Source organism: Cypionkella sinensis, from assembly GCF_042646385.1.
Taxonomy (GTDB): domain Bacteria; phylum Pseudomonadota; class Alphaproteobacteria; order Rhodobacterales; family Rhodobacteraceae; genus Cypionkella; species Cypionkella sinensis.
Genome location: NZ_JBHRTO010000001.1, coordinates 216,418 through 241,938 on the forward strand (window position 1 = coordinate 216,418; position 25,521 = coordinate 241,938).

Here is a 25,521-nt window from a genome sequence, read left to right on the forward strand (position 1 = left end):
ATTTGGCGGATTCTGATTCGCTTGATACCACCCGACCACCCCGTTTTGACCAAGGAATGCTCATGGCCTCGAAAGACACCGACGACGGCAAACCCGAAGCCGATGAAGCGGATGTTTCCCTTGATATGAGCCAGGCGGCCGTCAAGAAGATGATCGCTGATGCGCGCGAGCGGGGCTACATCACCTACGAACAGCTCAACAACGTGATGCCGCCCGAGCAGGTGTCGTCCGAGCAGATCGAAGATGTGATGTCGATGCTGTCCGAGATGGGCATCAACGTCATTGAAGACGAGGATGTCGAGGAAGGCGAGGCGGTGGTTGGCGGCGATCTGGTGGAAACCGGATCGGGCGCGCGGGATGTGGCGGTTGTCACCACCACGACCGAGGCGCTGGACCGCACCGATGACCCGGTGCGGATGTATCTGCGCGAGATGGGCAGCGTCGAGTTGCTGTCGCGCGAAGGCGAGATCGCGATTGCCAAGCGCATCGAGGCCGGTCGCAACACGATGATCGCCGGGCTTTGTGAAAGCCCGCTGACGTTTCAGGCCATTATCATCTGGCGCGACGAATTGTTGTCGGAAGACATTCTGCTGCGCGATGTGATCGACCTTGAGGCCACCTTCGGGCGGTCGTTGGACGGCGAAGAGGGCATGGTGGGTGCCGATCTGGAAGGCGTCGAGGTGGAAGCCGCGCCGCGCCGTGCTGGCGGGGACGAGCCCGAGTTGGATGCCGATGGCAATCCGCTGATGCGTTCGGACGATGATGACGAGGAAGACGACGGCAACTCGATGTCGCTTGCAGCGATGGAAGCCGCGCTGAAGCCGAAGGTGCTGGAAACGCTCGACCTGATCGCGCGGGATTATTCCAAGCTGTCGGAAATGCAAGACCTGCGGATGTCGGCAACCTTGTCGGAGAAATCGCGGTTCTCGGCGACCGAGGAAACTGCCTATCAGAAATTGCGCAGCGAAATCGTGGTATTGGTGAACGAACTTCATCTGCACAACAACCGGATCGAAGCGCTGATTGACCAACTTTACGGCATCAACCGCAAGATCATGGCGATCAACTCGGGCATGGTGAAGCTGGCGGATGCCGCGCGGATCAACCGCCGCGAGTTCATTGACGAATATCAGGGCTACGAGCTTGACCCGAACTGGCTGGACAAGATGGCTGCCAAATCGGGCCGGGGCTGGCAGGCGCTGATCGAGAAAAGCCGTGACAAGGTGGAAGATCTGCGGGCCGAAATGGCGCAGGTCGGCACTTATATCGGCGTCGATATCTCGGAATTCCGCCGGATCGTGAACCAAGTGCAGAAGGGCGAGAAAGAAGCCCGGCAGGCCAAGAAGGAAATGGTCGAAGCCAACCTGCGTCTGGTGATCTCGATTGCCAAGAAATACACCAACCGCGGCTTGCAGTTCCTTGATTTGATTCAGGAAGGCAACATTGGCCTGATGAAGGCGGTTGATAAGTTCGAATACCGCCGGGGCTATAAGTTCAGCACCTATGCGACGTGGTGGATTCGTCAGGCGATCACCCGTTCGATCGCTGACCAAGCCCGCACCATTCGTATCCCGGTGCATATGATCGAGACGATCAACAAGCTGGTGCGCACGGGTCGGCAGATGCTGCACGAGATCGGCCGCGAGCCGACGCCCGAGGAACTGGCCGAAAAGCTGCAAATGCCGCTGGAGAAGGTTCGCAAGGTGATGAAGATCGCCAAGGAACCGATTTCCTTGGAAACCCCGATTGGTGACGAGGAAGACAGCCAACTGGGCGATTTCATCGAGGATAAGAATGCGATCTTGCCGCTGGACAGCGCCATTCAGGAAAACCTGAAGGAGACCACCACCCGCGTTCTGGCCAGCCTGACCCCGCGCGAGGAACGTGTGCTGCGGATGCGTTTCGGCATCGGTATGAACACCGATCACACGCTGGAAGAAGTCGGTCAGCAGTTTTCTGTGACCCGCGAACGTATCCGCCAGATCGAGGCGAAGGCGCTGCGGAAGCTGAAACATCCGAGCCGCTCCCGCAAGCTGCGGTCGTTCCTCGACCAGTGAAATTGCTGCCTGAAATCAGGAAAAGCGCGCCATGATCGGCGCGCTTTTTCTATGCGCGCTTGTGGTGGCGGGGGCGATGCAGGCTCCGGCTTGGCTGATATTGCCCTTTGCCGCCATGCTGGCGCTGATCAGCCGCTTCATTCCGCTGATTGGTCGGCTGGGGTGGATGATAAGGCTGTTGTTTGCGCTGGGGCTGACCGCGATGGCTTATGGCTTGGGCGCATCGCTTGGCACGGGTCTGGCAGGATAGGACGCGCGTAGGACCGGAGGGACTCGAACCCCCAACCAAGGCGTTATGAGCGCCCGGCTCTAACCATTGAGCTACAGTCCCACACAGGCTTTGCCTATCAGATGCGGGGGCGGGGTCAAGCGCTGTGGTGACAAATCCGCAAGCCCGCGTTGCGTGGGCGCGCGGGATGGCTTATGGGGGCGGAAACCGCCTTTCAGCTTGGGGAATCTGCGCATGACCACCGGAGAAGATGCAACCGGACATAACGGCCTGACCTATGCCGATGCAGGCGTGGATATTGATGCGGGCAATGCGCTGGTGGAGCGGATCAAGCCTGCGGCCAAGCGCACGCAGCGGCCGGGCACGATGTCGGGGCTGGGCGGGTTCGGCGCTTTGTTCGATCTGAAGGCGGCGGGTTACAAAGACCCTATTCTGGTGGCGGCGACGGATGGCGTTGGCACCAAGCTGCGAATTGCGATTGATACCGGCAATGTCGATACGATTGGCGTCGATCTGGTGGCGATGTGTGTCAACGATCTGGTGTGCCAAGGTGCCGAGCCGTTGTTGTTTCTGGATTATTTCGCCACCGGCAAGCTGGATGTCGAGGAAGCCACCCGGATCATCAACGGGATTGCGGCTGGCTGTGAGGCCAGCGGTTGTGCGCTGATCGGCGGTGAGACGGCCGAGATGCCGGGGATGTATCACAAGGGCGATTTTGACCTTGCGGGCTTTGCCGTGGGTGCGATGGAGCGTGGCGCGGATTTGCCGAGCGGCGTGGTGGAGGGCGATGTGCTGCTGGGGCTGGCCTCGAACGGGGTGCATTCCAACGGTTATTCCTTTGTGCGCAAGGTGGTGGAGCTTTCGGGTCTGGGCTGGGATGCGGCCTCGCCGTTCTCGGAAGGCAGCTTGGGCGAGGCTTTGCTGGCACCGACGCGGCTTTATGTGAAGCAGGCGCTGGCGGCGGTGCGGGCGGGCGGCGTGCATGCGCTGGCGCATATCACTGGCGGCGGTTTGACGGAAAATCCGCCGCGGGTGATCCCGGAAGGGCTGGCTTGCGCGATTGATCTGTCGGCTTGGGAATTGCCGCCGGTGTTCCGTTGGCTGGCGACGACGGCCAATATGAGCCAGCCGGAACTGCTGAAAACCTTCAACTGTGGCATCGGCATGATTGCCGTGGTTGCGGCGGACCGGGCCGAGGCTTTGGCCGATCTGCTGCGCGCCGAGGGTGAGACGGTGGTGACGCTGGGCCGCGTGGTGGCGGGCGAGGGCGTGATCTACCAAGGCCGCCTGCTGTGAAGCGCGTTGCCGTCCTGATCTCGGGCGGCGGGTCGAATATGTTGGCCCTTTTGCGCGATATGGTGGGCGATCATCCGGGGCGGGCGGTGTTTGTCGGCTCGAACGATCCGACCGCGCCGGGATTGCAGCGCGCAGCGGAACTGGGTGTGGCGGTGGCGGCGGTGGATCATCGCCCGTTTGGGCGCGATCGTGCGGCGTTTGAGGCAGCCATGCTGGCCCCGATCTTGGCATCCGAGCCGGATATTCTGTGTCTGGCCGGGTTCATGCGGGTATTGACGCCAGAATTCGTGCGCCGGTTTGAGGGGCGGATGTTGAACATCCACCCCTCGCTTTTGCCGAAATATCCGGGGCTGCACACCCATGCGCGGGCACTGGCTGCGGGGGATACCGAGGCGGGTTGCACGGTGCATGAGGTGACGGCGGAACTCGATGCGGGGCCGATTTTGGGCCAGGCGCGCGTGCCGGTTTTGCCGGGGGATACTGAGGCTGCGCTGGCCGAGCGGGTGTTACGCCAAGAGCATCGGTTGTATCCGGCGGTGCTGCGGCGGTATGCGCAGGGGGATCGCAGCCGGTTGGACCTGTAAGCGGGGGCCTGCTTGGGTGGCATCGAGCCACCGCTCGCAGGCTTTGGTGCGGGTGGCGCTGGCGGAGGGGTTCTGCAATTCCGGTCCTGATGGTGCTGTTGATGCCTCCGGCGGGAGTATTTGGGCCAAGATGAAGGCGGCGGGGCTTTTCTTGTGCCGCATTGCTGCCTATAGCGAAGAAGCGGGATGCCCCCGTATGCCCTTTGCGAAAGACGCCCATGCGCACGATCACCACCACCGAAGACCTTGCCGCTTTCTGTTCTGCTGCCAAGACCAAGGCCTATGTCACCATCGACACCGAGTTTCTGCGTGAGCGGACCTATTGGTCGAAACTCTGCCTGATCCAGATGGCGCTGCCGGGTAAGGATGGCGATGCGGTGTTGGTTGACCCGATTGTCGGCGAGGCGATGTCGCTGGAGCCTTTGTATGATCTGTTCCGCCACGAGGCGACGGTGAAGGTGTTTCACGCGGCCCGGCAGGATCTGGAGATCTTTTTCGTCGAGGGCAAAGTGTTCCCCAAGCCGCTGTTCGACACGCAGGTGGCCGCGATGGTCTGCGGCTTTGGCGAGCAGGTGGGGTATGAGACTTTGGTGAAGAAGATCGCCAAGGAAAACCTCGACAAGACCTCGCGCTTTACCGATTGGTCGCGCCGGCCTTTGACCACGGCGCAGAGCGAATATGCTTTGGCGGATGTGACGCATCTGCGGGTGATTTACGAATTTCTGGCGAGCCAACTGGCCAAGAACGGGCGTCAGGCTTGGGTTGAGGAAGAGCTTTCGGTGCTGACCGATCCGGCGACCTATACGGTGCATCCCGATGAAGCTTGGTTGCGGGTGAAGACGCGCACCACCTCGGGGCGGTTTCTGGGGGTGGTCAAGGAATTGGCGCGGTTTCGTGAGGAATATGCGCAGGGCAACAATGTGCCGCGCAGTCGGGTGATGAAGGACGACGCTCTGCTCGAACTGGCCTCGACCCGGCCGACCAATGTCGAAGAACTGGGGCGGTCGCGGTTGCTTTTGCGCGAGGGGCGCAAGTCGGAGATTGCCGAGGGGATTCTGGCGGCGATCAAGGCGGGGATGGAGATGCGGCAGGAGGATTTGCCGAAGCCTGATCTGTCGAAGGATCAGATGCAGGTCAATCCGGCGTTGGCTGATCTGTTGCGGGTGTTGCTGAAGGCGAAATCGGAAAGTCTGGGGGTGGCCCCGCGGCTGATCGCCTCGGCTTCGGACCTTGATGCGATTGCCGCGGGAGAGCGCAATCTGGAAACGCTGAAGGGCTGGCGCGCCGAGGCGTTTGGTGATGATGCGATGCGGCTCTGCCGGGGTGAGATTGCGCTGTCGGCCAAGGGCAATGACGTGCGCGTGGTGCGGCTGTAGCGGTTTTGCGCATTCCCAGCTGGGAATGACTTGTGGCGCAAGGGCCATTCGACCACCAGATGTTGTGGTTGAATGGCCGGAATCAGCGAAAAATCGGTTAACGGCGGCTGGACCGGGCGTTGCTGCCGCCTTGCACCACGATCTCATTGATCTGTTGCAACTTGATGTCGGACAGGTTGTAGGCAACGGTGATTTCACGCGATTGCTGGTTGACCACGGCTGCGGCCCCCACTGGCGGGAAGACGTGAAACTCTAGCACCAACGTGCCTTTTTCATCGACCGGGCGCGGCACGAGTTCGGCGCTCCAATAGCCTTGCGTCGGCGGCAGGCCGGTGGCACGCACGATGGCGCCGCCTGGGTAGGATTCGATCTGCATCGACAACACGGTGTTGACCAGTGGGCGCGGATCGGCTGGCGTCTCGACACTGACCACAGGTGCCGGGGCCGAACGCTTGAACCATTTGAACGGGTTCAACCGGCTTGCAGAGCCGCCGCAGGCGGTCAGGGCGGTCAGGGCAAGGATGGCGATGGGCAGGCGAAAGCGCATGTGAAAATCCCTTTGGCGGTGTAAGATCGGTAGCCGATTGAGGGCGGTTTGAAAAGCCCGCTTGGGCTGGACCTTTGGGCCTTGACGCACTAGCTCAGCAACATTGATGGAGAGAGCCATGGCCACGCCCGCCTTTGAAGACCTTGCCGAGACATTCGCGTTTCTGGACGATTGGGAAGACCGCTATCGTCATGTGATTGATCTGGGAAAAGCGATGCCGCCGCTGGACGACAGTTTCAAGGTGCCGGCGCTGAAGGTCGATGGCTGCGCGTCGCAGGTCTGGCTGCGGCCGATGATTGCTGATGGGCGGTTCGAGTTTCAGGGCGAGTCGGATGCGATGATCGTGCGTGGTCTGATTGCGGTGCTGCATGCGCTTTATGCTGGCTTGCCGGTGGCCGAGGTGGGGCGGGTGGATGCCCCGGCGGAATTGGGGCGGTTGGGGCTGAATGAGCATCTGTCGTCGCAACGCTCGAACGGGCTGCGGGCGATGGTGGAGCGGATACGGCAGACGGCGGCGGCGGCGGCGCAGGCTTAGGGGCGATCGGGTTTCGCCCGCTTGGGTCTGCCGAAGTTCGGGCGGAGTAAGGAAACGCATTGCGTTTCCCCGCCCGCGCGTGCGGTTTCACTCTGTAGTCGGTTCAAAGAGAAACCCACCGAGGCCAGCGCCCGACCCGGCGGGCGAGAAGCGCCCGCCATCGGCGGGTCGGGCGCTGGCCGGGCCTTTGAGACCCGGCGGTTCCATCGGCGCTTGCACCGCATGGCGAAGGCGATGGCCTTCGCCAGATTGTCCGCAATGACTGCCGCGACTCTTTAGCCCAGCGTGACCTTGTCAGGATAAAACGCCAGATAGCCCGCAATCGGGGCTACGGCGTCAATCGGGGTCTCGTAGGACCAGACGGCGTTTTCCAGCAGGCCCGCGTCGGTCTGGATCGAGTAATAGCTGCACAGGCCCTTGTGCGGGCAAGTGGTTTGCCGCGCGGTCTTGGTCAGGCGCTGCATCGCGACATCATCGCGGGGGATATAGAGCACGGGCGGATAGCTGCCCTCGCGCAGCTCCAGCGCGCCAGTCGTCTGGCCCAGTGACGTGCCGCCCGCGGTGATGACAAGCGGGGTCGGGTGCGGGGTGATGGTGATATAGGCCATGCTATCCTCCTGCTGATGGCAGAAGGATAGCGCGGCGGCTGGGCTTTACAATGGCGCGCAGGCGGCTTGGCACCATGCCAGAGCCTCGGCCGACAGACGGTCGCCAAGTTTTGCCAGCACCTCGGCGTGATAGTCGTTCAGCCATGCGCGATCTGCGGCGGAAAGCTGATCGACCAGCACAAGGCGGCGGTCGAAGGGCACGAAGGTCAGGGTTTCAAAGCAAAGCTGAGTGCGCTCGGGGTCGCCGCCCGCAAGCTGCGGGGCGGGCTGCACCACGATCAGGTTTTCCAGCCGGATGCCAAATTCGCCCTCGCGGTAATAGCCGGGCTCGTTAGACAGGATCATGCCGGGTTCCAGCGGCACCTCGGACAGGCGGCTGATCCGCTGCGGGCCTTCATGCACCGACAGGAAGGCACCTACGCCGTGGCCGGTGCCGTGGTTGAAGTCTTGCCCCGCCACCCACAACGCATAGCGCGCCAGCGGGTCAAGATCGCGGCCCGAAAGGCCTGCGGGCCAGCGCACGCGGCTGATCGCGATGGTACCTTGCAGAACGCGGGTAAAGCAGGCGCGGGCGTAGTCGCCGGGATCACCCACCGCCATGGTGCGGGTGATGTCGGTGGTGCCATCGCGGTATTGCGCGCCGCTGTCCACCAGCAGCAATTCGTTGCGGCCAATCGCGCGATTGGATTCTTCGGTGACGCGGTAGTGCATGATGGCGCCATTCGGCCCCGAGCCGCAGATGGTGTCAAAGCTGATGTCATGCAGCACGTTGGTGGCGCGACGAAAGCCTTCCAGTGCGCGCACCACGTCAATCTCGGTCAGGCCGCCCTTGGGCGTCTGAGCGTCCAACCAGCACAGAAACTCGACCATGGCGGCACCGTCGCGCAGATGCGCCTCGCGGGTGGCTGCGATTTCGGCGGCGGTCTTGCAGGCTTTCGGCAGGCGGCAGGGGTCATCGCCCCAAGCCACGGTGATCTCGGCTTCGGTCAGTTCAGTGGAAACCGCCAGCGGCGCGGTGCCACGATCAACCCGCACAGCGCCATGCAGGGTGCGCAGGGCGGGCACGAAGGCAGAAACCGGGCGCAACAGCACCTCGGCTCCCAGATGGGCGCGGGTGGCGTCGTCAAACTTCGCGGCATCGGCAAACAGAGTGACATGGGCGTTTTCATGCAGAATGGCAAAGCCGTGCAGCACGGGGTTGCGCGGGACATCGGCACCGCGGATGTTCAGCAGCCAGCAGAGACTGTCGGGCAGGGTGATCACCGCGGCCGACTGGCCCTGCGCACCCAAGGCGGCGGCCAGACGCGCGCGTTTCTCGGCGCTGGTCTCGCCCGCAAGGCTGTCGGGATGCGCGAAGGCGTGGCCCAGTGGCGCTGCGGGTTGATCGGGCCAGATCCGGTCGATCAGGTTGGCCGAAGGTTGCAGAATAACGCCGGTGCCTTCCAGTGCGGCCTCCAGCTTGGCGATTTCATCTGCCGTGTGCAGCCAAGGGTCAAAGCCGACAACGCCTTCCGAGATATGCTGTTTCAGCCAAGCGCCCGCGCTGACCTCTGGCCAAGGCACGGGGGTGAAATGGGCCAGATCAACCTGACCCTTGACCTGCGTGCGATAGCGTCCGTCGATGAACACCCCCGCGATGGCGGGCAGCACGATGCAGAAACCTGCCGAGCCGGTAAAGCCGGTCAGCCATTGCAGACGCTCGTCCCGTGCCGCGACATATTCGCCCTGATGCGCATCGGCGCGGGGGATGAGAAAGCCCGACAAGCCCTCAGCCGCCAGAACCTGCCGCAATGCAGCCAGACGCGCAGGGCCTTGGGCGGGATTGGCATGGGTATCAAAACTTTGAAACATGGTCATCCTCTGTGCTCAAATATCCTCGGGGTGAGCGCGGCACGCGCGAGGGGGCGAGCCCCCTCTACCCGGCCTTGCGCATCCCCAAAGCCTTGGCGCGTTTCTTCGGATCAACCTCGAACAGGCCAGCGAGTTGTTCTGTCATCGCGCCCGCGAGTTGCTCGACATCGGTGATCGTCACAGCGCGCTGGTAATAGCGGGTCACATCATGGCCGATGCCGATGGCGATCAACTCCACTGCCTTTTTGCGTTCGACCATGGCGATCACGTCGCGCAGGTGTTTTTCAAGGAAATTCGCGGGGTTGACCGACAGGGTGGAATCATCGACCGGGGCACCGTCGGAAATCACCATCAGGATACGGCGGGCTTCGGGGCGGGCGGTCATGCGGCGGTGCGCCCATTCCAGCGCCTCGCCGTCGATGTTTTCCTTGAGCAAGCCCTCTTTCATCATCAGGCCCAGATTGGGCCGCACACGACGCCACGGGGCATCGGCGGATTTGTAGATGATGTGGCGCAGGTCGTTCAGGCGGCCCGGTTGTTGGGCGCGACCTTGGGCGAGCCAGCGTTCACGGCTTTGCCCGCCTTTCCAGGCGCGGGTGGTGAAGCCAAGGATTTCGACCTTGACAGAGCAGCGTTCCAATGTGCGCGCCAAGACATCGGCGCAGATTGCGGCGATGGAAATCGGGCGGCCACGCATCGAGCCAGAGTTGTCGATCAGCAGCGTCACGCAGGTGTCGCGGAATTCGGTGTCTTTTTCCTGCTTGAACGACAGCGGCGTCGTCGGGTTGGCGATGACGCGGGCCAAGCGGCCTGCGTCGAGCGTGCCTTCTTCCAGATCGAACAGCCATGAGCGGTTTTGCTGGGCTTGCAAGCGGCGTTGCAATTTGTTCGCCAAGCGGCTGACAGCGCCTTTCAGCGGTTCCAACTGCTGATCGAGATAGGCGCGCAGGCGTTCGAGTTCAGCCGGTTCGGCCAAATCCTCGGCGCGGATTTCTTCATCGAAATCCGTGGTATAGACAGTGTAGTTCGGGTCGGCGTCGGAATAGGGCGCGGGCGGTGGCGGGTCCAGCGGGGCCTCGCCCTCGGGCAGTTCGGCCTCGTCGCCCTGTTCCATATCAGCGCTGTCTTCCATGGTGACTTGCGCTTGGGATTGGTCTTGCTGGTCTTCTTGGCTTTGCTCGGGCGAAGCCTCAGAGTCTTCGGAATCCTGCTCTTCGCTGCCTTCGCTGTCGGGCGCGTCCTGATCTTCTTGCGCTTCGTCGCCGGAGTCGTCGTCTTCCGGCTGGTCGGGGTCGTCGCCCAACTGATCGCCATAGCCAAGGTCGGAGATGACCTTGCGGGTCAGGCGGGCAAAAGCGGCCTGATTGTCCAGCACGTCATCAAGGCTGTCGAGCGTGCCAGCGGCCTGGCCTTCGATAAAGTCGCGCCACATCTCCATGACATTGGCAGCGCCTTTTGGCATGGCGCGACCCGTTGCCAGATGGCGGACAAGGTAGCCTGCGGCGACGGACAGCGGTGCATCCTCGCGCTTGGTGATGCTGGAATAGCCTTTGCGATCCGCCTCATAGGCGATCTTGGCGTCGATGTTGCCTGCAGTGCCGGGCATGGCGCGGGCGCCGACGGCCTCACACCGGGCGGTTTCCATCGCATCATAGATTTCACGGGCGAGCGGCCCGGTGGGGGCATATTTCGCTGCGGTTTGCTCATTATGGAATTTGCGGCGCAGCGCGAAAGCGTCGGCGGTGCCACGGGCCAGCAACACCTCGTCCCGCGTCATGCGGCGGCTGACTTGCGGCAGGCGGATGCCTTCCTTGTTCATCCCCGCCGGATCGACCGAATAGGTGACGGTCATTTCGGGATCGTTCGCCATGGTCTTGGTGGCCTCGGCGAGGGCCTTCTTGAACGGATCGGCGGGGTTGTCGGTGGGCTTATTCATGGTCCGTCCAAAACGTAGGGTGGGGTTACACCCCACCGCTTCGGGAAGGCGGGGTGAACCCCGCCCTGCATCACTTCATCGCCATCGAGGCTGCCGACTCCGGCAGTTCTTCGGCAAAGCAGCGCTGGTAGAATTCGGCCACCGTCTGACGCTCCAACTCGTCGCATTTGTTCAGGAACGACAGGCGGAAGGCGTAGCCGACGTTGCGGAAGATCTCGGCGTTTTCGGCCCAGTTCAGCACGGTGCGGGGCGACATCACGGTGGAGAGATCGCCGTTCATGAAGGCGGTGCGGGTGAGGTCGGCGACCGTCACCATTTGGCTGATCTTCTTGCGGCCCTCGGCGGTGTTGTAATGCGGGCGCTTGGCCAGAACGATGGCAGCTTCGGCGTCGTGGGACAGATAGTTCAGCGTGGCCACCAGTGACCAACGGTCCATCTGGGCTTGGTTGATCTGCTGGGTGCCGTGGTAAAGCCCGGTTGTGTCGCCCAAGCCCACGGTGTTCGCGGTGGCGAACAGGCGGAACGACGGGTGCGGCGTGATGATTTCGTTCTGATCAAGCAGGGTCAGCTTGCCGTCATGCTCCAGCACGCGCTGGATCACGAACATGACATCGGCGCGGCCTGCGTCATATTCGTCGAACACGATGGCAACGGGGTTGCGCAAAGCCCAAGGCAGGATGCCTTCGTGGAATTCGGTGACTTGCTTGCCGTCGCGCAGCTTGATCGCATCCTTGCCGATCAGGTCGATCCGGCTGATGTGGCTGTCAAGGTTCACCCGCACGGTCGGCCAGTTCAGCCGCGCGCCGACTTGTTCGATATGCGTCGATTTGCCGGTGCCGTGATAGCCTTGGATCATCACGCGGCGGTTATAGGCATAGCCTGCGAGAATCGCCAAAGTGGTGTCGGGGTCGAATTTATAGGTCGGATCAATCGCGGGCACGCGGTCGGTGGCTTCGGCGAACCCCTTCACCTTCATATCGGTGTCGATCCCGAAGACCTCGCGGACCGAGATTTCTTCGGTGGGTTTCATCATCATATCTGCCATTGCCCGTCGCCCATATCAAAACTGGCGGGCCCAATGCCTTTGGAAGGGGCCCGCGATCCTATCTGTTTGTGGAACATAACGGGCAGGGCTGCAAGGGCAAGGGACGACACGAAAGGACGTATCTGCGCCATGGTGAAACTTATCGCTGCGGCCTTGCGTTGTTAGGATACAATCACTGCACATAACCGGAGAATTGCCATGCGTCGCCGCAGTTTCCTAAGCGTTTTTGCCCTGCTTGCCTATGCACCGCCGTTGCGGGCCGAGACGTTTGAAATCACCATGACCGAGGCAGAATGGCGTGCCAAACTGGGCGACGCCGCTTATGCCGTGCTGCGCGAGGAGAATACCGAACGCGCAGGCTCTAGCCCGCTGAATGACGAGCATCGGCGCGGCACCTTTCTGTGCGCGGGCTGTGATTTGCCGGTGTATGCGTCCGAGACCAAGTTTGACAGTGGCACCGGCTGGCCGTCGTTTTATCAGCCCATCAAGGGGTCGATTGGCACCAAAGAGGACAACACGCTGTTCTCTACCCGCACCGAGGTGCATTGCCGTCGTTGCGGCGGCCATCTGGGGCATGTGTTCAACGATGGCCCACCGCCCACGGGCCTGCGCTATTGCATGAACGGACTGGCGCTCAAGTTTGTGCCCGCATAGCGCGGGCGGGATAGACAGGCGAAGGCGGCACGTTTACCGATAGGGCCAAGCGGGAAGATGCCCGCGCCCTGTTCGGAGTGCCTGCATTGGCCAAACCCGCCTCGCCTTTGACGATTTCTGCCACTGCTGCCTTGCAACGGCTGCTGGACGGCCCGCCCGATGTGGCACGGTTAGAGCAGGCGTTCCGGCATCTGGCGAAATGGCGATCCGAGTTGATTTCCAACACGTTGGCCGAACGCTCGGGCACCAAAGTTTTGTCGGGGCCATTCAAGGGGATGGATTATCCGGTGCGGGCCTCGGAAGGGTCGCGGTCGGCGCGGCTTTTGGGGGCCTATGAGGCCGGGCTTGCGCCGGTGATCGAGGAAATCGTGACCAGGGCCTATCCGGTGGTGATCGACGTCGGCTCGGCCGAGGGGTATTACGCGGTGGGTCTGGCGCGGCGCTTGCCGAAAGCGCGGGTGCTGGCGCGCGATGCCAATCCGCGGGCGCAGGCTTTGTGTGCGGCGCTGGCGGCGGCGAATGGCGTGGCCGACCGGGTGGAGATTGGCGGGTTGATGGGCCATGCCGATTTCGATCTGTGCAGCGGGCAGAAAACGCTGGTGGTTTGCGATATCGAGGGTGCCGAGGCCGAGTTGCTGGACCCGGTGCGCGCGCCCGGTCTGCGTGCGGCGGATATTCTGGTCGAGGCGCATGATTGCATGCATCACGGCCTTAGTCACATGCTGGTCGAGCGGTTCAAGGCCACGCATCGCATCCGGGTGATCGGGCGGCATCTGGACGATTCCGGCCTGCCCGACTGGATGGAGGCTTTGTCTGATCTCGATCGGTTGGTGGCCTTGTGGGAATGGCGCTCGGGCCCGACGCCGTGGCTGTGGATGGTGAAGAAATGAGCGCAGAACGCAACGCGGCAATCTGGTATGCGCAGGATGGGTTTGATCCCACCGCCAAGGGCATCAATGGCCGCAGGGTGGCCGGAGAGTCGTTCCTGAAGGGGTTTCTGCGCCACGCCGATGTTGAGGAATTCGTGCTGCTGTCGCATGGCGCGGGCGAGATTCAGCCGGTCAAGTCGCTGGCGGCGGAATTGCGCCCCGGCAAGGCGGTGCGGCACGCGCCATTGTTGCGGCCCCATTCGATTGCGCCGGTGCAAACCGTGTTCTTTCCCAGCCCGAATTACATTCAGGAAAGCTGGCGGCGTGCGCCTTATGGCACTGGGGCGTGGTCGATCTGCGGGATTACCCACACCACCTCGACCCATGCGGTGATGCAGGGGTTTTTCGATCTGCGCATGGCCCCGGTGACGGAATGGGATGCGGTGATCTGCACCAGCCAAGCGGTGCTGGCCTCGGTCAGCTATCAGATGGACCGGATTGACGACCATATCCGCGGCCATCTCAAGGCCACGCCGCCGCCGCGCCCGATGCTGCCGGTGATCCCGCTGGGGGTGCATGTTGCCGATTTCGCGTCGGATGCAGGCAAGGGGGCGGCGTTGAGGGCGCGCTTGGGGGCAGGGCCGGATGATGTGGTGTTCACCACCATTGCGCGGCTGACCCCGCATGAGAAATTCGATCCGCTGCCGATTTACCTCGCGATGCAGGCGGCGCAAAGGCAGTTGCCGGGGCAAAAGCTGTTCGTGGCGTTCTGTGGGCAGTTCCGTGATGACTATTCGCGCAAGGTGTTCACCGAGGGTGCGGCCAAGCTGATGCCGGATGTCGGTTTTGCGCTGCTGGATGGGGCCTCGGCGGATGATCGCAAGGCGGCCTTGTCGGGTGCCGATGTCTTCATGTTTCTGATTGATAACATTCAGGAAACCTTTGGCCTCGCCCCGCTGGAAGGTATGGCGGCAGGCCTGCCGCTGCTGGTGTCAGACTGGGACGGCATGCGCGATACCGTGTCCGAAGATGTCGGGTTCCGCATCACCACCCGCACGCTGCCGGGGCAGTATTATGCGCAAGAGGCGCTGCGCTATCAGGGCGGCACCGACAGCTATGTGCAGTATTGCGCGGCGACCTCGGCGCTGACCGAGCTTGATCTGCCCGAACTGACGGCACGGATCGTGCAGTTGTCCCGTGATCCTGATCTGCGGCGCAAGATGGGCGCGGCGGGGCGGGCGCGGGTGCAGGCTTTGTATGATTGGGCGCAGGTGGTGCCGCAAATGCAGGCTTTGTGGGGGGAACAAGACGCGCGCCGCAAGGCCTCGGTCGCGGCGTCGCGCCGGTATCTGGCCGATGCGCTGCCGATTGCGCCTTCGCCGATGCATCTGTTCGGCAGCTATCCGACGGCGCAAGTCACCTTTGCCAACACCCGGCTGGTGCTGGCCGACCCCACGGGTCGCCCCAGCCTTGCCGATGTGCTGGCGGCGCGCAATTACCAAGGGTTGAAACGGATGTTCGCTTCGCCCGAGCATATCGCGCAGGTGCTGCGCGCCTATATCGCGGCGGGGACGGCGGGCTGCGATCTGGTGCAGCTAGAGGCGGCATCCGGGCTGAAAGGCCAAGGCCTGGAACGCATCGCGATCTGGCTGCTGAAATATGGCTTTGTGCGACGGGCTTGAGTGTGATGGGCCTAACCGCGCTTATTCCTTGAAATAGCGGCTGTCCTTGATCTGATCCCAAGCCCAGACCACCTCTTGCAGGCGGTCCTCGTCCGAGCGGTCGCCGCCGTTCATATCCGGGTGAAGATCTTTCACCAAGCTTTTGTATTGCTTGCGAATCTCGGCCTTGGTCCAGGTGTCGCGCGCATCCAGAATCTCGACCGCCTTGCGCTCGGTTGCGGGCAGTTTGCGGGTGGCGTTCGAGGTGGGCTTACCGGGGTTGCGGGTGGCGTTTTCACCCAGCAGCGCCATCGGATCATCGACGCCCAAACGATGCCATGCGTTGCCATCATCCTTGCGGCTGAAGGGCTTTGTTTCACGCTCCCACAGGCGGTCTTTTTCCAGCAGCTTCTGGAATTCTTCATCGGTGGCATTGCCGAAGAAATTCCACTTCAGATTGTATTCGCGGATATGGTCGCGGCAGAACCAGAAATACTCATCCAGATGATCGGGGGATTTCGGCGCACGATACGCGCCCTTTTCCTTGCAGCCCGGATAGTCACAAGCCTTGTTCGAGGTTTCAAACGCCCCAGACATACCCCGGCGCGTGGTTTTACGCTTGGCCTTGTCAGACGAGACGCGGATATCAAACTCAAAGGGGGGACGCGTGGACATGCAGAGGCCTTTCCGAACTGAAGGCAAGACAATATAGATTTGGGCGGCAGATTGAAGGGGCAAAGGTCAAAAATGAGCATTGAGAACGAGTTGATTGCGCGTCTGACGATCACTTTTTCACCAACGCGGCTGGAGGTGGTCAATGAAAGCCACAAACATGCGGGCCACAGTGGCGATGATGGCACGGGTGAGAGCCATTTCGCCGTGCTGATCCGGTCGGAGGCCTTGGCTGCGATGAGCCGGGTGGCGCGGCACCGCGCGGTGCATCAGGCGCTGGGCGATCTGAACCAGCGCATTCACGCGCTGGCGCTGGATATTGGCTGAACGCTGCCGCTGCACCACGATTTCTGACACAGAAATCGGGCCGATTTCCGCGCCGGAAATCGCTGCGCGGGATCAGCCGCGCGCCTTTAGTTGCAGCCGCCGTGCGTGCAGCACAGGTTCGGTATAGCCTGACGGCTGTACCCGGCCCTTGAACACCAGATCGCAGGCGGCCTGATAGGCGATGCCGTCAAAGCCGGGGGCCATCGGGCTATAGGCAGCGTCCCCTGCGTTCTGGCGATCCACCACTTCTGCCATCTTGCGCATGGCGGCATCGACCTGCGCCTCGGACACAATGCCATGATGCAGCCAGTTGGCGATGTGCTGGGCGGAAATCCGGCAGGTGGCGCGGTCTTCCATAAGGCCTATGTCATTGATGTCGGGCACTTTTGAACAACCCACGCCCTGATCAATCCAGCGCACCACATAGCCGAGGATGCCTTGGGCGTTGTTCTCGACCTCGCGCAGCACCTGCGCTTCGGTCCATTTCTGATAGGTCGCGAGCGGGATTTCCAGCACGGTTTCGACATAGCCGCGCCGCCCGCCTGCCTTCAGCCTGGTCTGCACGGCGGCCACGTCGATCTTGTGATAATGCAGCACATGCAGGGTGGCGGCGGTGGGCGAGGGCACCCAGGCGCAGCTTGCCCCGGCCTTGGGATGCTCGATCTTCTGCTCCAGCATCGCGGCCATCAGATCGGGGGCCGCCCACATGCCCTTGCCGATCTGCGCGCGGCCCTGCAGACCACATTCAAGGCCGATATCGACATTCTGCGTCTCATAGGCCCCGATCCACGCCTTGCGCTTGATGAAATCCTTGCGGCTGAACGGGCCAGCCTCCATCGAGGTGTGAATCTCATCCCCCGTGCGATCCAGAAAGCCGGTGTTGATGAAGGCCAGCCGGTGACGGGCGGCGTGGATGCAGGCTTTCAGGTTGACCGAGGTGCGGCGTTCTTCGTCCATCACCCCCAGTTTGACGGTGTTGGCGGGCAGGCCGAGGATGGTTTCGACCTTGCTGAACACCTGATCGGCAAAGGCGACTTCCTCGGGCCCGTGCATCTTGGGCTTCACCACATAGACCGAACCCGATTGCGAATTGCGCAGGCCTGCGGTCTTTTGCAGATCGTGCATGGCAATCAGGCTGGTGATCAGGGCGTCCATCAGACCTTCAAAGATTTCCGAGCCATCGGGCAGCAGGATTGCCGGGTTGGTCATCAGATGGCCGACGTTGCGCACCCAAAGGAGGGCGCGGCCTTTCAGGGTCAGCGTGCTGCCATCGGGGGCGGTAAAGCTGCGGTCAGGGTTCAGCGCGCGGGTGATCTTGCGACCACCTTTGCTCAGGTCGGCGGTCAGATCGCCCTGCATCAGGCCAAGCCAGTTGGCATAGGCGAGGGTCTTATCCTCGCCATCAACGCAAGCTACCGAATCTTCGCAATCCATGATCGCCGAGAGTGCGGATTCCAGCACCACATCGGCCAGCAAGGCCTGATCGCGGCTGCCAATCGGGTGGGCGCGGTCGAACACCAGTTCGACATGCAGGCCGTTGTTGACCAGCAGCACCGAGTCCGGCGCCTTGGGGTTTCCCCGGTATCCGGCGAATTTTGCAGGATGCACCAAGGGCAGGTCATCGACCATCAGCGCGCCATTGGCGACATAATAGCGCCGCGCATCGGCGTGGCTGGTGCCCGCAATCGGAAATGCCTCGTCCAGAAACACCCGCGCGCGGGCCACCACGCGCGCGCCGCGACCGCGTTCATAGCCGCCCGCCGGGGCAGGGCTGCCCATCGCATCGGTGCCGTAAAGCGCGTCATACAGGCTGCCCCAGCGGGCATTGGCGGCGTTCAGCGCATAGCGGGCGTTGGTGATCGGCACGACCAGTTGCGGGCCTGCGGTGGTCGCAATCTCGGGGTCGACGTTGGTGGTGTCGATCTGAAAATCGGCAGGTTCTGGCAGCAGATAGCCGATTTCCTGCAAGAAGTCCTTGTAGGCCACCGGATCATGCGCGGCGGTGCGGTGGTTCTTGTGCCAGGTGTCGATCTGCGCTTGCAGATCCTCGCGCTTGGCCAAAAGGGCTGCGTTGCGCGCGCCCTCGACTTGCGCCAGATCTGACAGACCCGCCCAGAACCGATCTGCCGCCACACCCGTGCCCGGCAGGGCGCGCTGTTCGATGAAATCTGCCAGCACCTGATCCACTTGCAAACCGTGCCGTGTGACGCGCGTAACCATCGGACCCTCGCTGTTTGGCTTTGTTTTGCGGATAGCAGAATTGCGCGGGCTGCGAAAGTTTTGAAGCGGCTGATTTTCTCGGAAAAGACGAAAGCACTTTTTTGAGATTCTTGATGATGGCAGGGTTTCGCCAAATAGTTAGTGGTTGTGCTAAGTTTCTGTTGGTTCAAATCTCGAAGGCTGTTACTTAGCCATATGGCTAAATATGACCCCGACCTTTCGCTGATCTTTCAGGCTTTGGCTGACCCGACCCGGCGGGCCATGCTGGCGCGGATCGGGCTGGGGGCGGTGCCGGTTTCAGAACTGGCGCGGCCCACTGGATTGGCCCTGCCGACCGTGATGCGCCACCTTGCCGTGCTGGAGGATGCCGCGCTGATCAGCACCGAAAAGACCGGGCGCACGCGGATCTGCCATGCGCGCCCCGAGACTTTGGCCGCCACCGCCGATTGGTTGGCCGAACAGCGCGCGATCTGGGAAGCGCGCACCGACCGTTTGGAAGCTTATGTTGCGAAATTGATGAAGGAATCCTGAACATGTCCCTCGATCTGAACTCCGAAACCGATCTGGTGCTGACCCGCGAGATCAACGCGCCGCGTGAAATCCTGTACAAATGCTGGACCACGCCCGAGCATCTGGTGCATTGGTTCGTGCCCAAGCCGCATAGAGTGACGGCCTGCGAACTGGATGTGCGGCCCGGTGGCAAGTGCAACACCACGTTCGAGGTGGACGGTGTCGAGATGCCGAACGACGGCGTTTATCTTGAGGTGATCCCGAATGAAAAGCTGGTGTTCACAGACACTTACACCGAAGGCTGGAAACCCAATCCCGAGCCGTTCATGACGGCGATCCTGACCTTTGAAGACATCGGCAATGGCCGCACCCGTTATACGGCGGTCGCGCGGCATCGCAGCAAAGAGACGGCGGAAACCCACAAGCAGATGGGGTTCTATGATGGCTGGGGCACGGTGGTGACGCAGTTGGAGGAATATGCGCAGGGTCTGAAATGAGTGTTTCTGAAGCTGATCGGCAAATCGTGCTGACCCGGTTGATCGCGGCATCACCTGCGAAGGTCTGGCAATGCTGGACTGACCCCGACATCCTGCCGCGCTGGTTTGGCCCCGAGGGCTATTCCTGTGTGACCAAGACGATTGACCTGCGGCAGGGCGGTCAGTGGAGCTTTGACATGATCGGGCCGGATGGCAAGGTCTGGATCAACCGCCATCGCTATACGCTTTACGATCCGCCGAAACGGCTGGAATTTCTGATGGATGACGGCGACGACGCGGACGAGCCGATGCGGGTTGTGGTTGTGCTGGAACCCGAAGCGGGCGGCACGCGGATCACGCAGACGATGACTTTCCCGACGGCGGAAATGCGGGCAGGGGCCTTGGCCTTTGGCGCGGACAAGCTGGGCCAGACCACCTTGGCCAAGCTGGAGGCTGCGGCGCAAAAGCTGTGAAATCCCAGATCAGGGCCGGGGCTTTGCCTCGGCCTTGCCTTTGCGGCACGCGTCCGAGCAGTATTTCACCTGATCCCAGGTCTTTTCCCAAGCCTTGCGCCAGACCATCGGGCGGCCGCAGGCGGCGCAGGTTTTGACGGGCAGGTCAGATTTCTTGCGCATTTTCGGCATTACAGATCCAGACTAAGCTGGCCGTGGCTGGGCTGTTCGCGTTTGGCCGGGCGGGGGGAAGCACGTTCAATCACTTCAACGGTTTCGACACGTGCGGCGGGCTTGCGGCGCAGGCCCCATACTGCCTCACGCGCGTCACGTTGGGCGGTGGTGATATCGACGATCGGCTCGGGATAGCGGCGGCCCAGCACACGGCCAGCACCCGTCCACCGCCAAGGCGCTTGCAGGTAAGCGTCTGGCACAGCTTGCAATTCGGGAATCCAGCGCCGGGTGAAGCTGCCTGTCGGGTCTTGGTCCAGCCCCTGTTTCACCGGATTGTAGATGCGCGGCACATGCGTGCCGGTGGCGCCCGATTGCATCTGCACCTGTGGCCAGTGGATGCCGGGTTCGTAATCGGTAAACCGGCGCGCCAGCACCGTGCCGGTGACGCGCCAATCCAGCCACAGATGATAGGACGCGCAGGCCATCACCATGGCGCGGGCGCGGAAATTCAGCCAGCCGGTCGCCGCCAGATAGCGCAGACAGGCATCCAGAAACGGCAGGCCGGTTTCACCTTGCGTCCATGCCTGCAGGCGGGCGGGATCGCTGCTGCGGCGCAAAAGCTCTGCCGCCGTTTGCACGCAGCGGGATTCGATGGCGGGCTGATCTTCGAGCTTCTGGATGAAGTGATCGCGCCATGCCAGACGGCTTTGGAAACTGGCCAAGGCGCCGCTCCAACCGCCCCCCGGATGGGCTGCGGCGCGGATTTGCGTGGCCTGAACCACTTCGCGCAGCGACAGTGACCCCAGCGCAATATGTGGCGACAGCCGCGAGCAGGCGCGCTCGGCCGTCATGGGCGAGGACATCGCGCGGCGGTAAGGCGCACCGCGCTGCGTCAGGAACGACTCCAGCAGATCAAGCCCGGTGCTGCGCCCGCCGTGCTGACGATGGGCGCAAGTATCCTCGGCCAGTCGCAAGGCACGGGCGGTGGGGATCAGGCCGGGTTCAAGGCCGGGTAGCGCATTCAGGGCGGGCGCCTCGTGCTGCGGGGCGGCCATGAAGCCATCGCGCAGGTCTTGCCACTGGCTGCGGTTGGCCAAACGGCGCACCACGCCGGATTGCGGCACCTCGTCCCAGAGGATGCCCGCGCTTTGCGCCCAAGCGGCGATGCGACGATCACGGGCATAGGTGAAGGCGTTTCCGGTTTCCTGATGGCTGACGATGCGGGTGATGTTGTGCTGGCGGCACAGACGTTCCAGCACCGCCTGCGCATCCCCGACGCGGACGACCAGCGGGGCGTTGAGACTGGCCAATTGCGTGCGCAAATCTTCCAGACATTCGGCAGTAAAGGCCCATTGCCGCGCCGAAGTGTCGGGCAGCGCCCAGTAGTCAGGCTCGACGATATACAGCGGCAAAACTGCGCCCAGCCCTGCTGCAAGCGTCAGGGCTGGGTGGTCATGCGTGCGCAGATCGCGTTTGAACCAGATGAGAACATTCATGGAACGTAGAGATAGCGGCGGATTTGCGGCTGTAAAGGGTGGATGCGGTGCAAGGCGGGCGAGGGGTGGCGGAAACGCTGGATTTGTTGATGGAATTTCCCCGCGCGTTGAGGGCGTTCCGGCTGCGATGGTGGGCCCGAATGGCGGGCTTGTGCGAATCGCGGCCATGGCTGGAGCCTCCGGCGGGAGTATTTGGGCCAAGATGAAGCGCTGGGCGTGGCGCTTGGGGCTTGCGAAGCGCGGATGATTGCGAAAGCTTGGGTCGCAAAAGGAGACTGCCATGAGCCTTGATGATCCGCGCACCATTCGTTTGGCCGATTACCAGCCCTATAGCCATCTGGTCGAGCGGGTGGAGTTGACGTTCCGGCTGCATCCCACCGCGACGCGGGTGCGGGCCGCGCTGCATATGGCTGCCAATCCGGCGGCGCGGGCAGGTCAGGATTTGCGGCTGGATGGCGAAGGGCTGCGGCTGATCTCTTGTGCGATTGATGGGCGGGCGGTGCAGCCCATCCTTGATGCCACCGGCTTGACGCTGGCGGTGGGGGTGTTGCCTGCGCAGCCGTTCGTGCTGGAAACCGAGGTCGAGATCGCGCCCGAGGGGAATACTGCGCTGGAGGGGCTTTATATGTCGAAGGGCATGTATTGCACGCAATGCGAGGCGGAGGGCTTTCGCAAGATCACCTATTACCCCGACCGCCCCGATGTGATGGCGCGGTTTCATGTGCGGATTGAAAGCGATCTGCCGGTGCTTTTGTCGAACGGCAATCCGGTCGGGCAGGGGGCGGGATGGGCCGAATGGGATGATCCTTGGCCGAAGCCCAGCTATCTTTTTGCGCTGGTGGCGGGGGATTTGCGCGCGCATCCGGGGGATTTTACCACGATGGAGGGGCGGGCGGTCAGCCTGAACATCTGGGTGCGGCCTGGGGATGAGGGGCGCTGTGCCTGGGGGATGGAGGCGCTGAAAGCCTCGATGGCGTGGGATGAGCGGGTCTATGGGCGGGCTTATGACCTTGATGTGTTCAATATCGTCGCCGTTGATGACTTCAACATGGGCGCGATGGAGAACAAGGGGTTGAATATCTTCAACTCCAAGGCCGTTCTGGCCTCGCCCGAGACTGCGACGGATGACGATTTTGCACGGGTCGAGGCGATCATCGCGCATGAGTATTTCCACAACTGGACTGGCAATCGCATCACCTGCCGCGACTGGTTTCAGCTTTGCCTGAAGGAAGGGTTGACGGTGTTTCGCGATCAGCAATTCTCGGGCGATTTGCGCAGCCATGCGGTGAAGCGGATCGAGGATGTGCTGATGCTGCGCGCGCGGCAGTTCCGCGAGGATGGCGGGCCGCTGGCGCATCCGGTGCGGCCTGACAGCTTTGTCGAGATCAACAATTTCTACACCGCCACGGTCTATGAAAAGGGCGCGGAAGTGATCGGGATGCTGAAGCGGCTGGTGGGGGATGCCGATTACGCCCGCGCGCTGGATTTGTATTTTGACCGCCACGACGGGCAGGCGGCGACGATCGAGGATTGGCTGAAGGTGTTCGAGGATACCACGGGCCGCGAGCTTTCGCAGTTCAAGCGCTGGTATACCGAGGCTGGCACGCCGCGGCTGAGCGTGACCGAGGATTGGGCGGATGGGGTGTTCACGCTGACCTTCGGCCAGGTGAACCCGCCGACGCCGGGGCAGCCGCAGAAGGCGGCGAAGGTCATTCCGGTGGCGGTGGGCTTGCTGAACCCGAATGGCGATGAGGTGGTGCCGACGATGGTGCTGGAGGTGACGGAGGAGCGCCAAAGCTTTGCCTTCAAGGGGCTGGCGACGCGGCCTGTGGCCTCGATCCTGCGCGGGTTCTCGGCTCCGGTTTTGCTGGAGCGGGTGGTGCCTGCGGCGGAGCGGGCATTTTTGCTGGCACATGACACCGATCCGTTCAACCGTTGGGAGGCGGGGCGCAGTCTGGCCAAGGAAGTGCTGGCGCGGATGATCCTTGATGGGGCAGCACCCAGTGCGGATTTGCTGGATGGCTTGCGCCGGATTGCCTTTGACGAGGGGCTTGATCCGGCCTTCCGCGCGCTGGCTTTGCGCTTGCCGGGCGAGGATGACATGGCGGCGACTTTGCACGCGGCGGGGCATGTGCCCGATCCGGCGCGGATTTACGCGGCGCGTCGCGCGTTGCATCTGGCGTTGGCCGAGCATCTTGGCCCGCGTTTGCCCGCGTTGGAGGAAGCCTGCCGGGTGCCGGGGGCGTTTTCGCCGGATGCCGCTGCTGCGGGCAAGCGGGCGCTGCGGTTGGCGAGCCTGTCGCTGCTGGCGCGGCTGGACGGCGGGGCGGCGGCGCGGGCGGCCTATCGGGCGGCTGATAATATGACCGAGAGTTTTGGCAGTCTGGCGATTCTGCTGGATATTGGTGCAGGGGAGTCGGAACTGGCCGATTTTGCCGCGAAGTGGCAGCAGGACCGGCTGGTGCTGGAGAAATGGTTCGCGGTGCAGGTCAGCGCGGCGGCCCCCGACAAGGTGGCGGATGTGGTGCGCAAGCTGACGCAGCGGGCGGATTTTGATTGGAAGAACCCCAACCGATTCCGTGCGGTGATCGGGGCGCTTTCCGGCAATCACGCGGGCTTTCACCATGCCTCGGGCGAGGGCTATGCGCTGCTGGCCGATTGGCTGATCACGCTCGACCCGAAAAACCCGCAGACGGCGGCGCGGATGTCGACCGCGTTTGAATCCTGGCCGCGCTATGATGCCGACCGTCAAGCGATGATGCGGGGCGCGTTGCAGCGGATCATGGCGGCACCGGGGCTGAGCCGCGATCTGTCCGAGATGGCGGGGCGGATGCTGGGGTAGGGTGGAGCGACATTGAGGCGCTTCGCGCGGCCAAATCCGGGCGGGAGCTGGAAACGCATTGCGTTTCCCCGCCCGCGTGGGCGGTTGCAGCCTGTAGTCGGTGCGGCAAGAAACGCCAAAGGCCAGTGCCCGACCCGGCGGGCGAGAAGCGCCCGCCATCGGCGGGTCGGGCGCTGGCCGGGCCTTTGAGGCCCGGCGGTTTCAGCGACCCCTGCACCGCGTGGCGAAGGCGGGGGCCTTCGCCAGACTATCGCTGGAGCCGCAAACATCCTTCCCTGCTGGGAATGACTTGTGGAAACCGTCGGTTTTGGTAACTTTTTTCACAAGATGTTGTGGTGTGGTGCCGTTTGGGCTGCTGTCAACCCGCGCAATAGGCCTGCTTGGCGGTCCATGCTGCGATGTCGGCGCGGACGCGGGATTTGCTCATCGGGCCCCAATCGCGCGCAACGCCGCGGTTGCCTTTGCCGGACACCATGCCGTCGCGGCCGACTTGCCGTGCGATGATCTTCACGGCGCATTCCAGATTGGCTGCACCGCTTTTGAGTTCCGAGCCGGTGTTGGCCTCGCAGCGATAGGCGTTGGCGGTCTGGGTGGAAATCTGCATCAAGCCATAGTAGCGGCCAGCCCCTGCAGCGCGGGCGTTGTAGCCGCTTTCATACTTGGCCACTGCCGACATCACCCCCACCCAGAAGGCGCGGCGATCATCCATCGAGGCTGTCTCGTAGCCGGGACACCAGGTTTCAATGTCACGCGGCACTTGGGCTGCCAGCTTGCTGTCGTATTTCTCGACCGAAACCAGGGCTGCGTTGGTCCAGTTTGCCGCCTCTGGCACATGATCCCAGCGCATCTTGGGCAAGACTTCGGCCATAGCAGCCGGGACCAGACCGAGAAAGAACACCGAGAAGGCCGCGCCGAAGAGGAAAGTAACCCGCATTGATCCGTCACAAGTAGCGCCGCACCTGCATGGCGACCTGACGCGTATCGGGGCAAAAACGCTGTTGAACAAGTTTGGCGGGCCAGCTTGCGCCAATATCGGCAGCTTTCCGCCCGCGTCACCCTTGCAGCAATCGCGCCGCCTGCCTAAACAGGGGGCGAAAATCACGG

General features: G+C 62.6%; 24 protein-coding genes and 1 tRNA gene. 14 read left to right on the forward strand and 11 right to left on the reverse strand.

Translation table 11 applies throughout. From position 1 onward, the window contains the following. Window positions 1-62: 62 nt before the first annotated feature. Both rpoD and ACFOGH_RS01090 read left to right on the forward strand, forming a co-directional pair. The gene (gene rpoD / locus ACFOGH_RS01085; protein WP_380071209.1) at window positions 63-2,057 is read left to right on the forward strand and encodes an RNA polymerase sigma factor RpoD; all 1,995 of its coding nucleotides are present in this window, start codon (window positions 63-65) and stop codon (window positions 2,055-2,057) included. Between the two features lie 31 nt (window positions 2,058-2,088). Then, complete coding sequence (locus ACFOGH_RS01090) at window positions 2,089-2,307, forward strand: hypothetical protein (protein WP_380071210.1); 219 nt, start codon at window positions 2,089-2,091, stop codon at window positions 2,305-2,307. Between the two features lie 8 nt (window positions 2,308-2,315). Here ACFOGH_RS01090 and ACFOGH_RS01095 read toward each other — a convergent pair. Then, window positions 2,316-2,388, reverse strand: a tRNA-Ile gene (locus ACFOGH_RS01095). A gap of 132 nt (window positions 2,389-2,520) precedes the next feature. On the opposite strand from ACFOGH_RS01095, the gene purM reads away from it, so the two are divergent. The 3 genes from purM (at window position 2,521) to rnd (ending at window position 5,542) form a co-directional block, all read left to right on the forward strand. Further along, window positions 2,521-3,582: a phosphoribosylformylglycinamidine cyclo-ligase gene (purM, locus tag ACFOGH_RS01100; protein WP_380071211.1), complete on the forward strand. Its 1,062-nt coding sequence runs from the start codon at window positions 2,521-2,523 to the stop codon at window positions 3,580-3,582. Next, window positions 3,579-4,166: a phosphoribosylglycinamide formyltransferase gene (purN, locus tag ACFOGH_RS01105; RefSeq protein WP_380071212.1), complete on the forward strand. Its 588-nt coding sequence runs from the start codon at window positions 3,579-3,581 to the stop codon at window positions 4,164-4,166. The genes purM and purN overlap by 4 nt, the downstream gene beginning before the upstream one ends. 218 nt (window positions 4,167-4,384) lie before the next feature. Further along, entirely contained in the window at window positions 4,385-5,542 is a 1,158-nt protein-coding gene (rnd, locus tag ACFOGH_RS01110) for a ribonuclease D (RefSeq protein WP_380071213.1), read from the forward strand. A gap of 97 nt (window positions 5,543-5,639) precedes the next feature. On the opposite strand, the gene ACFOGH_RS01115 is transcribed toward rnd, so the two are convergent. Beyond that, on the reverse strand, window positions 5,640-6,089 hold the full coding sequence (locus tag ACFOGH_RS01115) for a hypothetical protein (protein WP_380071214.1): 450 nt from the start codon (window positions 6,087-6,089) through the stop codon (window positions 5,640-5,642). A gap of 118 nt (window positions 6,090-6,207) precedes the next feature. Here ACFOGH_RS01115 and ACFOGH_RS01120 point away from each other — a divergent pair, with 118 nt between their 5' ends. Then, on the forward strand, window positions 6,208-6,624 hold the full coding sequence (locus ACFOGH_RS01120; protein WP_380071215.1) for a SufE family protein: 417 nt from the start codon (window positions 6,208-6,210) through the stop codon (window positions 6,622-6,624). 275 nt (window positions 6,625-6,899) lie between these two features. Here the strand turns inward: ACFOGH_RS01120 and ACFOGH_RS01125 are convergent, their stop codons facing one another. The 4 genes from ACFOGH_RS01125 to cobS all read right to left on the reverse strand — a co-directional run bounded on the left by ACFOGH_RS01125 (window position 6,900) and on the right by cobS (window position 12,064). Then, on the reverse strand, window positions 6,900-7,232 hold the full coding sequence (locus ACFOGH_RS01125) for a DUF427 domain-containing protein (protein WP_380071216.1): 333 nt from the start codon (window positions 7,230-7,232) through the stop codon (window positions 6,900-6,902). Between the two features lie 45 nt (window positions 7,233-7,277). Next, window positions 7,278-9,083, reverse strand: coding sequence for an aminopeptidase P family protein (locus ACFOGH_RS01130; protein WP_380073941.1), 1,806 nt, complete (start codon window positions 9,081-9,083; stop codon window positions 7,278-7,280). Window positions 9,084-9,147: 64 nt separating this feature from the next. After that, on the reverse strand, window positions 9,148-11,019 hold the full coding sequence (gene cobT, locus ACFOGH_RS01135) for a cobaltochelatase subunit CobT (protein WP_380071217.1): 1,872 nt from the start codon (window positions 11,017-11,019) through the stop codon (window positions 9,148-9,150). Window positions 11,020-11,089: 70 nt separating this feature from the next. After that, window positions 11,090-12,064 carry a cobaltochelatase subunit CobS gene (cobS, locus tag ACFOGH_RS01140; RefSeq protein WP_380071218.1) on the reverse strand — a complete coding sequence of 325 codons (975 nt, stop codon included), beginning with the start codon at window positions 12,062-12,064 and terminating at the stop codon, window positions 11,090-11,092. A gap of 198 nt (window positions 12,065-12,262) precedes the next feature. On the opposite strand from cobS, the gene msrB reads away from it, so the two are divergent. The 3 genes from msrB (at window position 12,263) to ACFOGH_RS01155 (ending at window position 15,269) form a co-directional block, all read left to right on the forward strand. Further along, window positions 12,263-12,718, forward strand: coding sequence for a peptide-methionine (R)-S-oxide reductase MsrB (gene msrB, locus ACFOGH_RS01145; protein ID WP_380071219.1), 456 nt, complete (start codon window positions 12,263-12,265; stop codon window positions 12,716-12,718). Window positions 12,719-12,804: 86 nt separating this feature from the next. After that, window positions 12,805-13,608, forward strand: coding sequence for a hypothetical protein (locus ACFOGH_RS01150; protein ID WP_380071220.1), 804 nt, complete (start codon window positions 12,805-12,807; stop codon window positions 13,606-13,608). Beyond that, entirely contained in the window at window positions 13,605-15,269 is a 1,665-nt protein-coding gene (locus tag ACFOGH_RS01155; protein WP_380071221.1) for a glycosyltransferase family 4 protein, read from the forward strand. Before ACFOGH_RS01150 ends, ACFOGH_RS01155 begins: the two co-directional genes overlap by 4 nt. Window positions 15,270-15,290: 21 nt before the next feature. On the opposite strand, the gene ACFOGH_RS01160 is transcribed toward ACFOGH_RS01155, so the two are convergent. Further along, a complete protein-coding gene (locus ACFOGH_RS01160; RefSeq protein ID WP_380071222.1) occupies window positions 15,291-15,923 on the reverse strand; it encodes a DnaJ domain-containing protein in 633 nt (210 codons plus the stop codon). A 72-nt stretch (window positions 15,924-15,995) separates the two neighbouring features. On the opposite strand from ACFOGH_RS01160, the gene ACFOGH_RS01165 reads away from it, so the two are divergent. Beyond that, window positions 15,996-16,247 (forward strand): BolA family protein, encoded by a 252-nt coding sequence (locus tag ACFOGH_RS01165; RefSeq protein ID WP_380071223.1) that lies wholly within the window; start codon window positions 15,996-15,998, stop codon window positions 16,245-16,247. A gap of 72 nt (window positions 16,248-16,319) precedes the next feature. Here ACFOGH_RS01165 and ACFOGH_RS01170 read toward each other — a convergent pair whose 3' ends face one another. Beyond that, window positions 16,320-18,467 carry a malate synthase G gene (locus ACFOGH_RS01170; protein WP_380071224.1) on the reverse strand — a complete coding sequence of 716 codons (2,148 nt, stop codon included), beginning with the start codon at window positions 18,465-18,467 and terminating at the stop codon, window positions 16,320-16,322. A 195-nt stretch (window positions 18,468-18,662) separates the two neighbouring features. Between ACFOGH_RS01170 and ACFOGH_RS01175 the strand changes: the two genes are divergently transcribed. Genes ACFOGH_RS01175 through ACFOGH_RS01185 form a run of 3 tightly spaced genes read left to right on the forward strand, consistent with a single transcriptional unit; the run spans window position 18,663 to window position 19,926 of the window. Further along, window positions 18,663-18,998, forward strand: coding sequence for an ArsR/SmtB family transcription factor (locus ACFOGH_RS01175; protein WP_380071225.1), 336 nt, complete (start codon window positions 18,663-18,665; stop codon window positions 18,996-18,998). 2 nt (window positions 18,999-19,000) lie between these two features. Then, window positions 19,001-19,474: an SRPBCC family protein gene (locus tag ACFOGH_RS01180; protein WP_380071226.1), complete on the forward strand. Its 474-nt coding sequence runs from the start codon at window positions 19,001-19,003 to the stop codon at window positions 19,472-19,474. Beyond that, entirely contained in the window at window positions 19,471-19,926 is a 456-nt protein-coding gene (locus ACFOGH_RS01185) for an SRPBCC domain-containing protein (RefSeq protein WP_380071227.1), read from the forward strand. The genes ACFOGH_RS01180 and ACFOGH_RS01185 overlap by 4 nt, the downstream gene beginning before the upstream one ends. A gap of 9 nt (window positions 19,927-19,935) precedes the next feature. Here ACFOGH_RS01185 and ACFOGH_RS01190 read toward each other — a convergent pair whose 3' ends face one another. Both ACFOGH_RS01190 and ACFOGH_RS01195 read right to left on the reverse strand, forming a co-directional pair. After that, window positions 19,936-20,097: a DUF2256 domain-containing protein gene (locus ACFOGH_RS01190; RefSeq protein WP_380071228.1), complete on the reverse strand. Its 162-nt coding sequence runs from the start codon at window positions 20,095-20,097 to the stop codon at window positions 19,936-19,938. Next, entirely contained in the window at window positions 20,097-21,575 is a 1,479-nt protein-coding gene (locus ACFOGH_RS01195; protein WP_380071229.1) for an FAD-binding domain-containing protein, read from the reverse strand. Before ACFOGH_RS01195 ends, ACFOGH_RS01190 begins: the two co-directional genes overlap by 1 nt. Before the next feature lie 280 nt (window positions 21,576-21,855). On the opposite strand from ACFOGH_RS01195, the gene pepN reads away from it, so the two are divergent. Beyond that, complete coding sequence (pepN, locus tag ACFOGH_RS01200; protein WP_380071230.1) at window positions 21,856-24,417, forward strand: aminopeptidase N; 2,562 nt, start codon at window positions 21,856-21,858, stop codon at window positions 24,415-24,417. Between the two features lie 358 nt (window positions 24,418-24,775). On the opposite strand, the gene ACFOGH_RS01205 is transcribed toward pepN, so the two are convergent. Beyond that, entirely contained in the window at window positions 24,776-25,351 is a 576-nt protein-coding gene (locus tag ACFOGH_RS01205) for a transglycosylase SLT domain-containing protein (protein ID WP_380071231.1), read from the reverse strand. Between the last annotated feature and the right edge of the window lie 170 nt (window positions 25,352-25,521).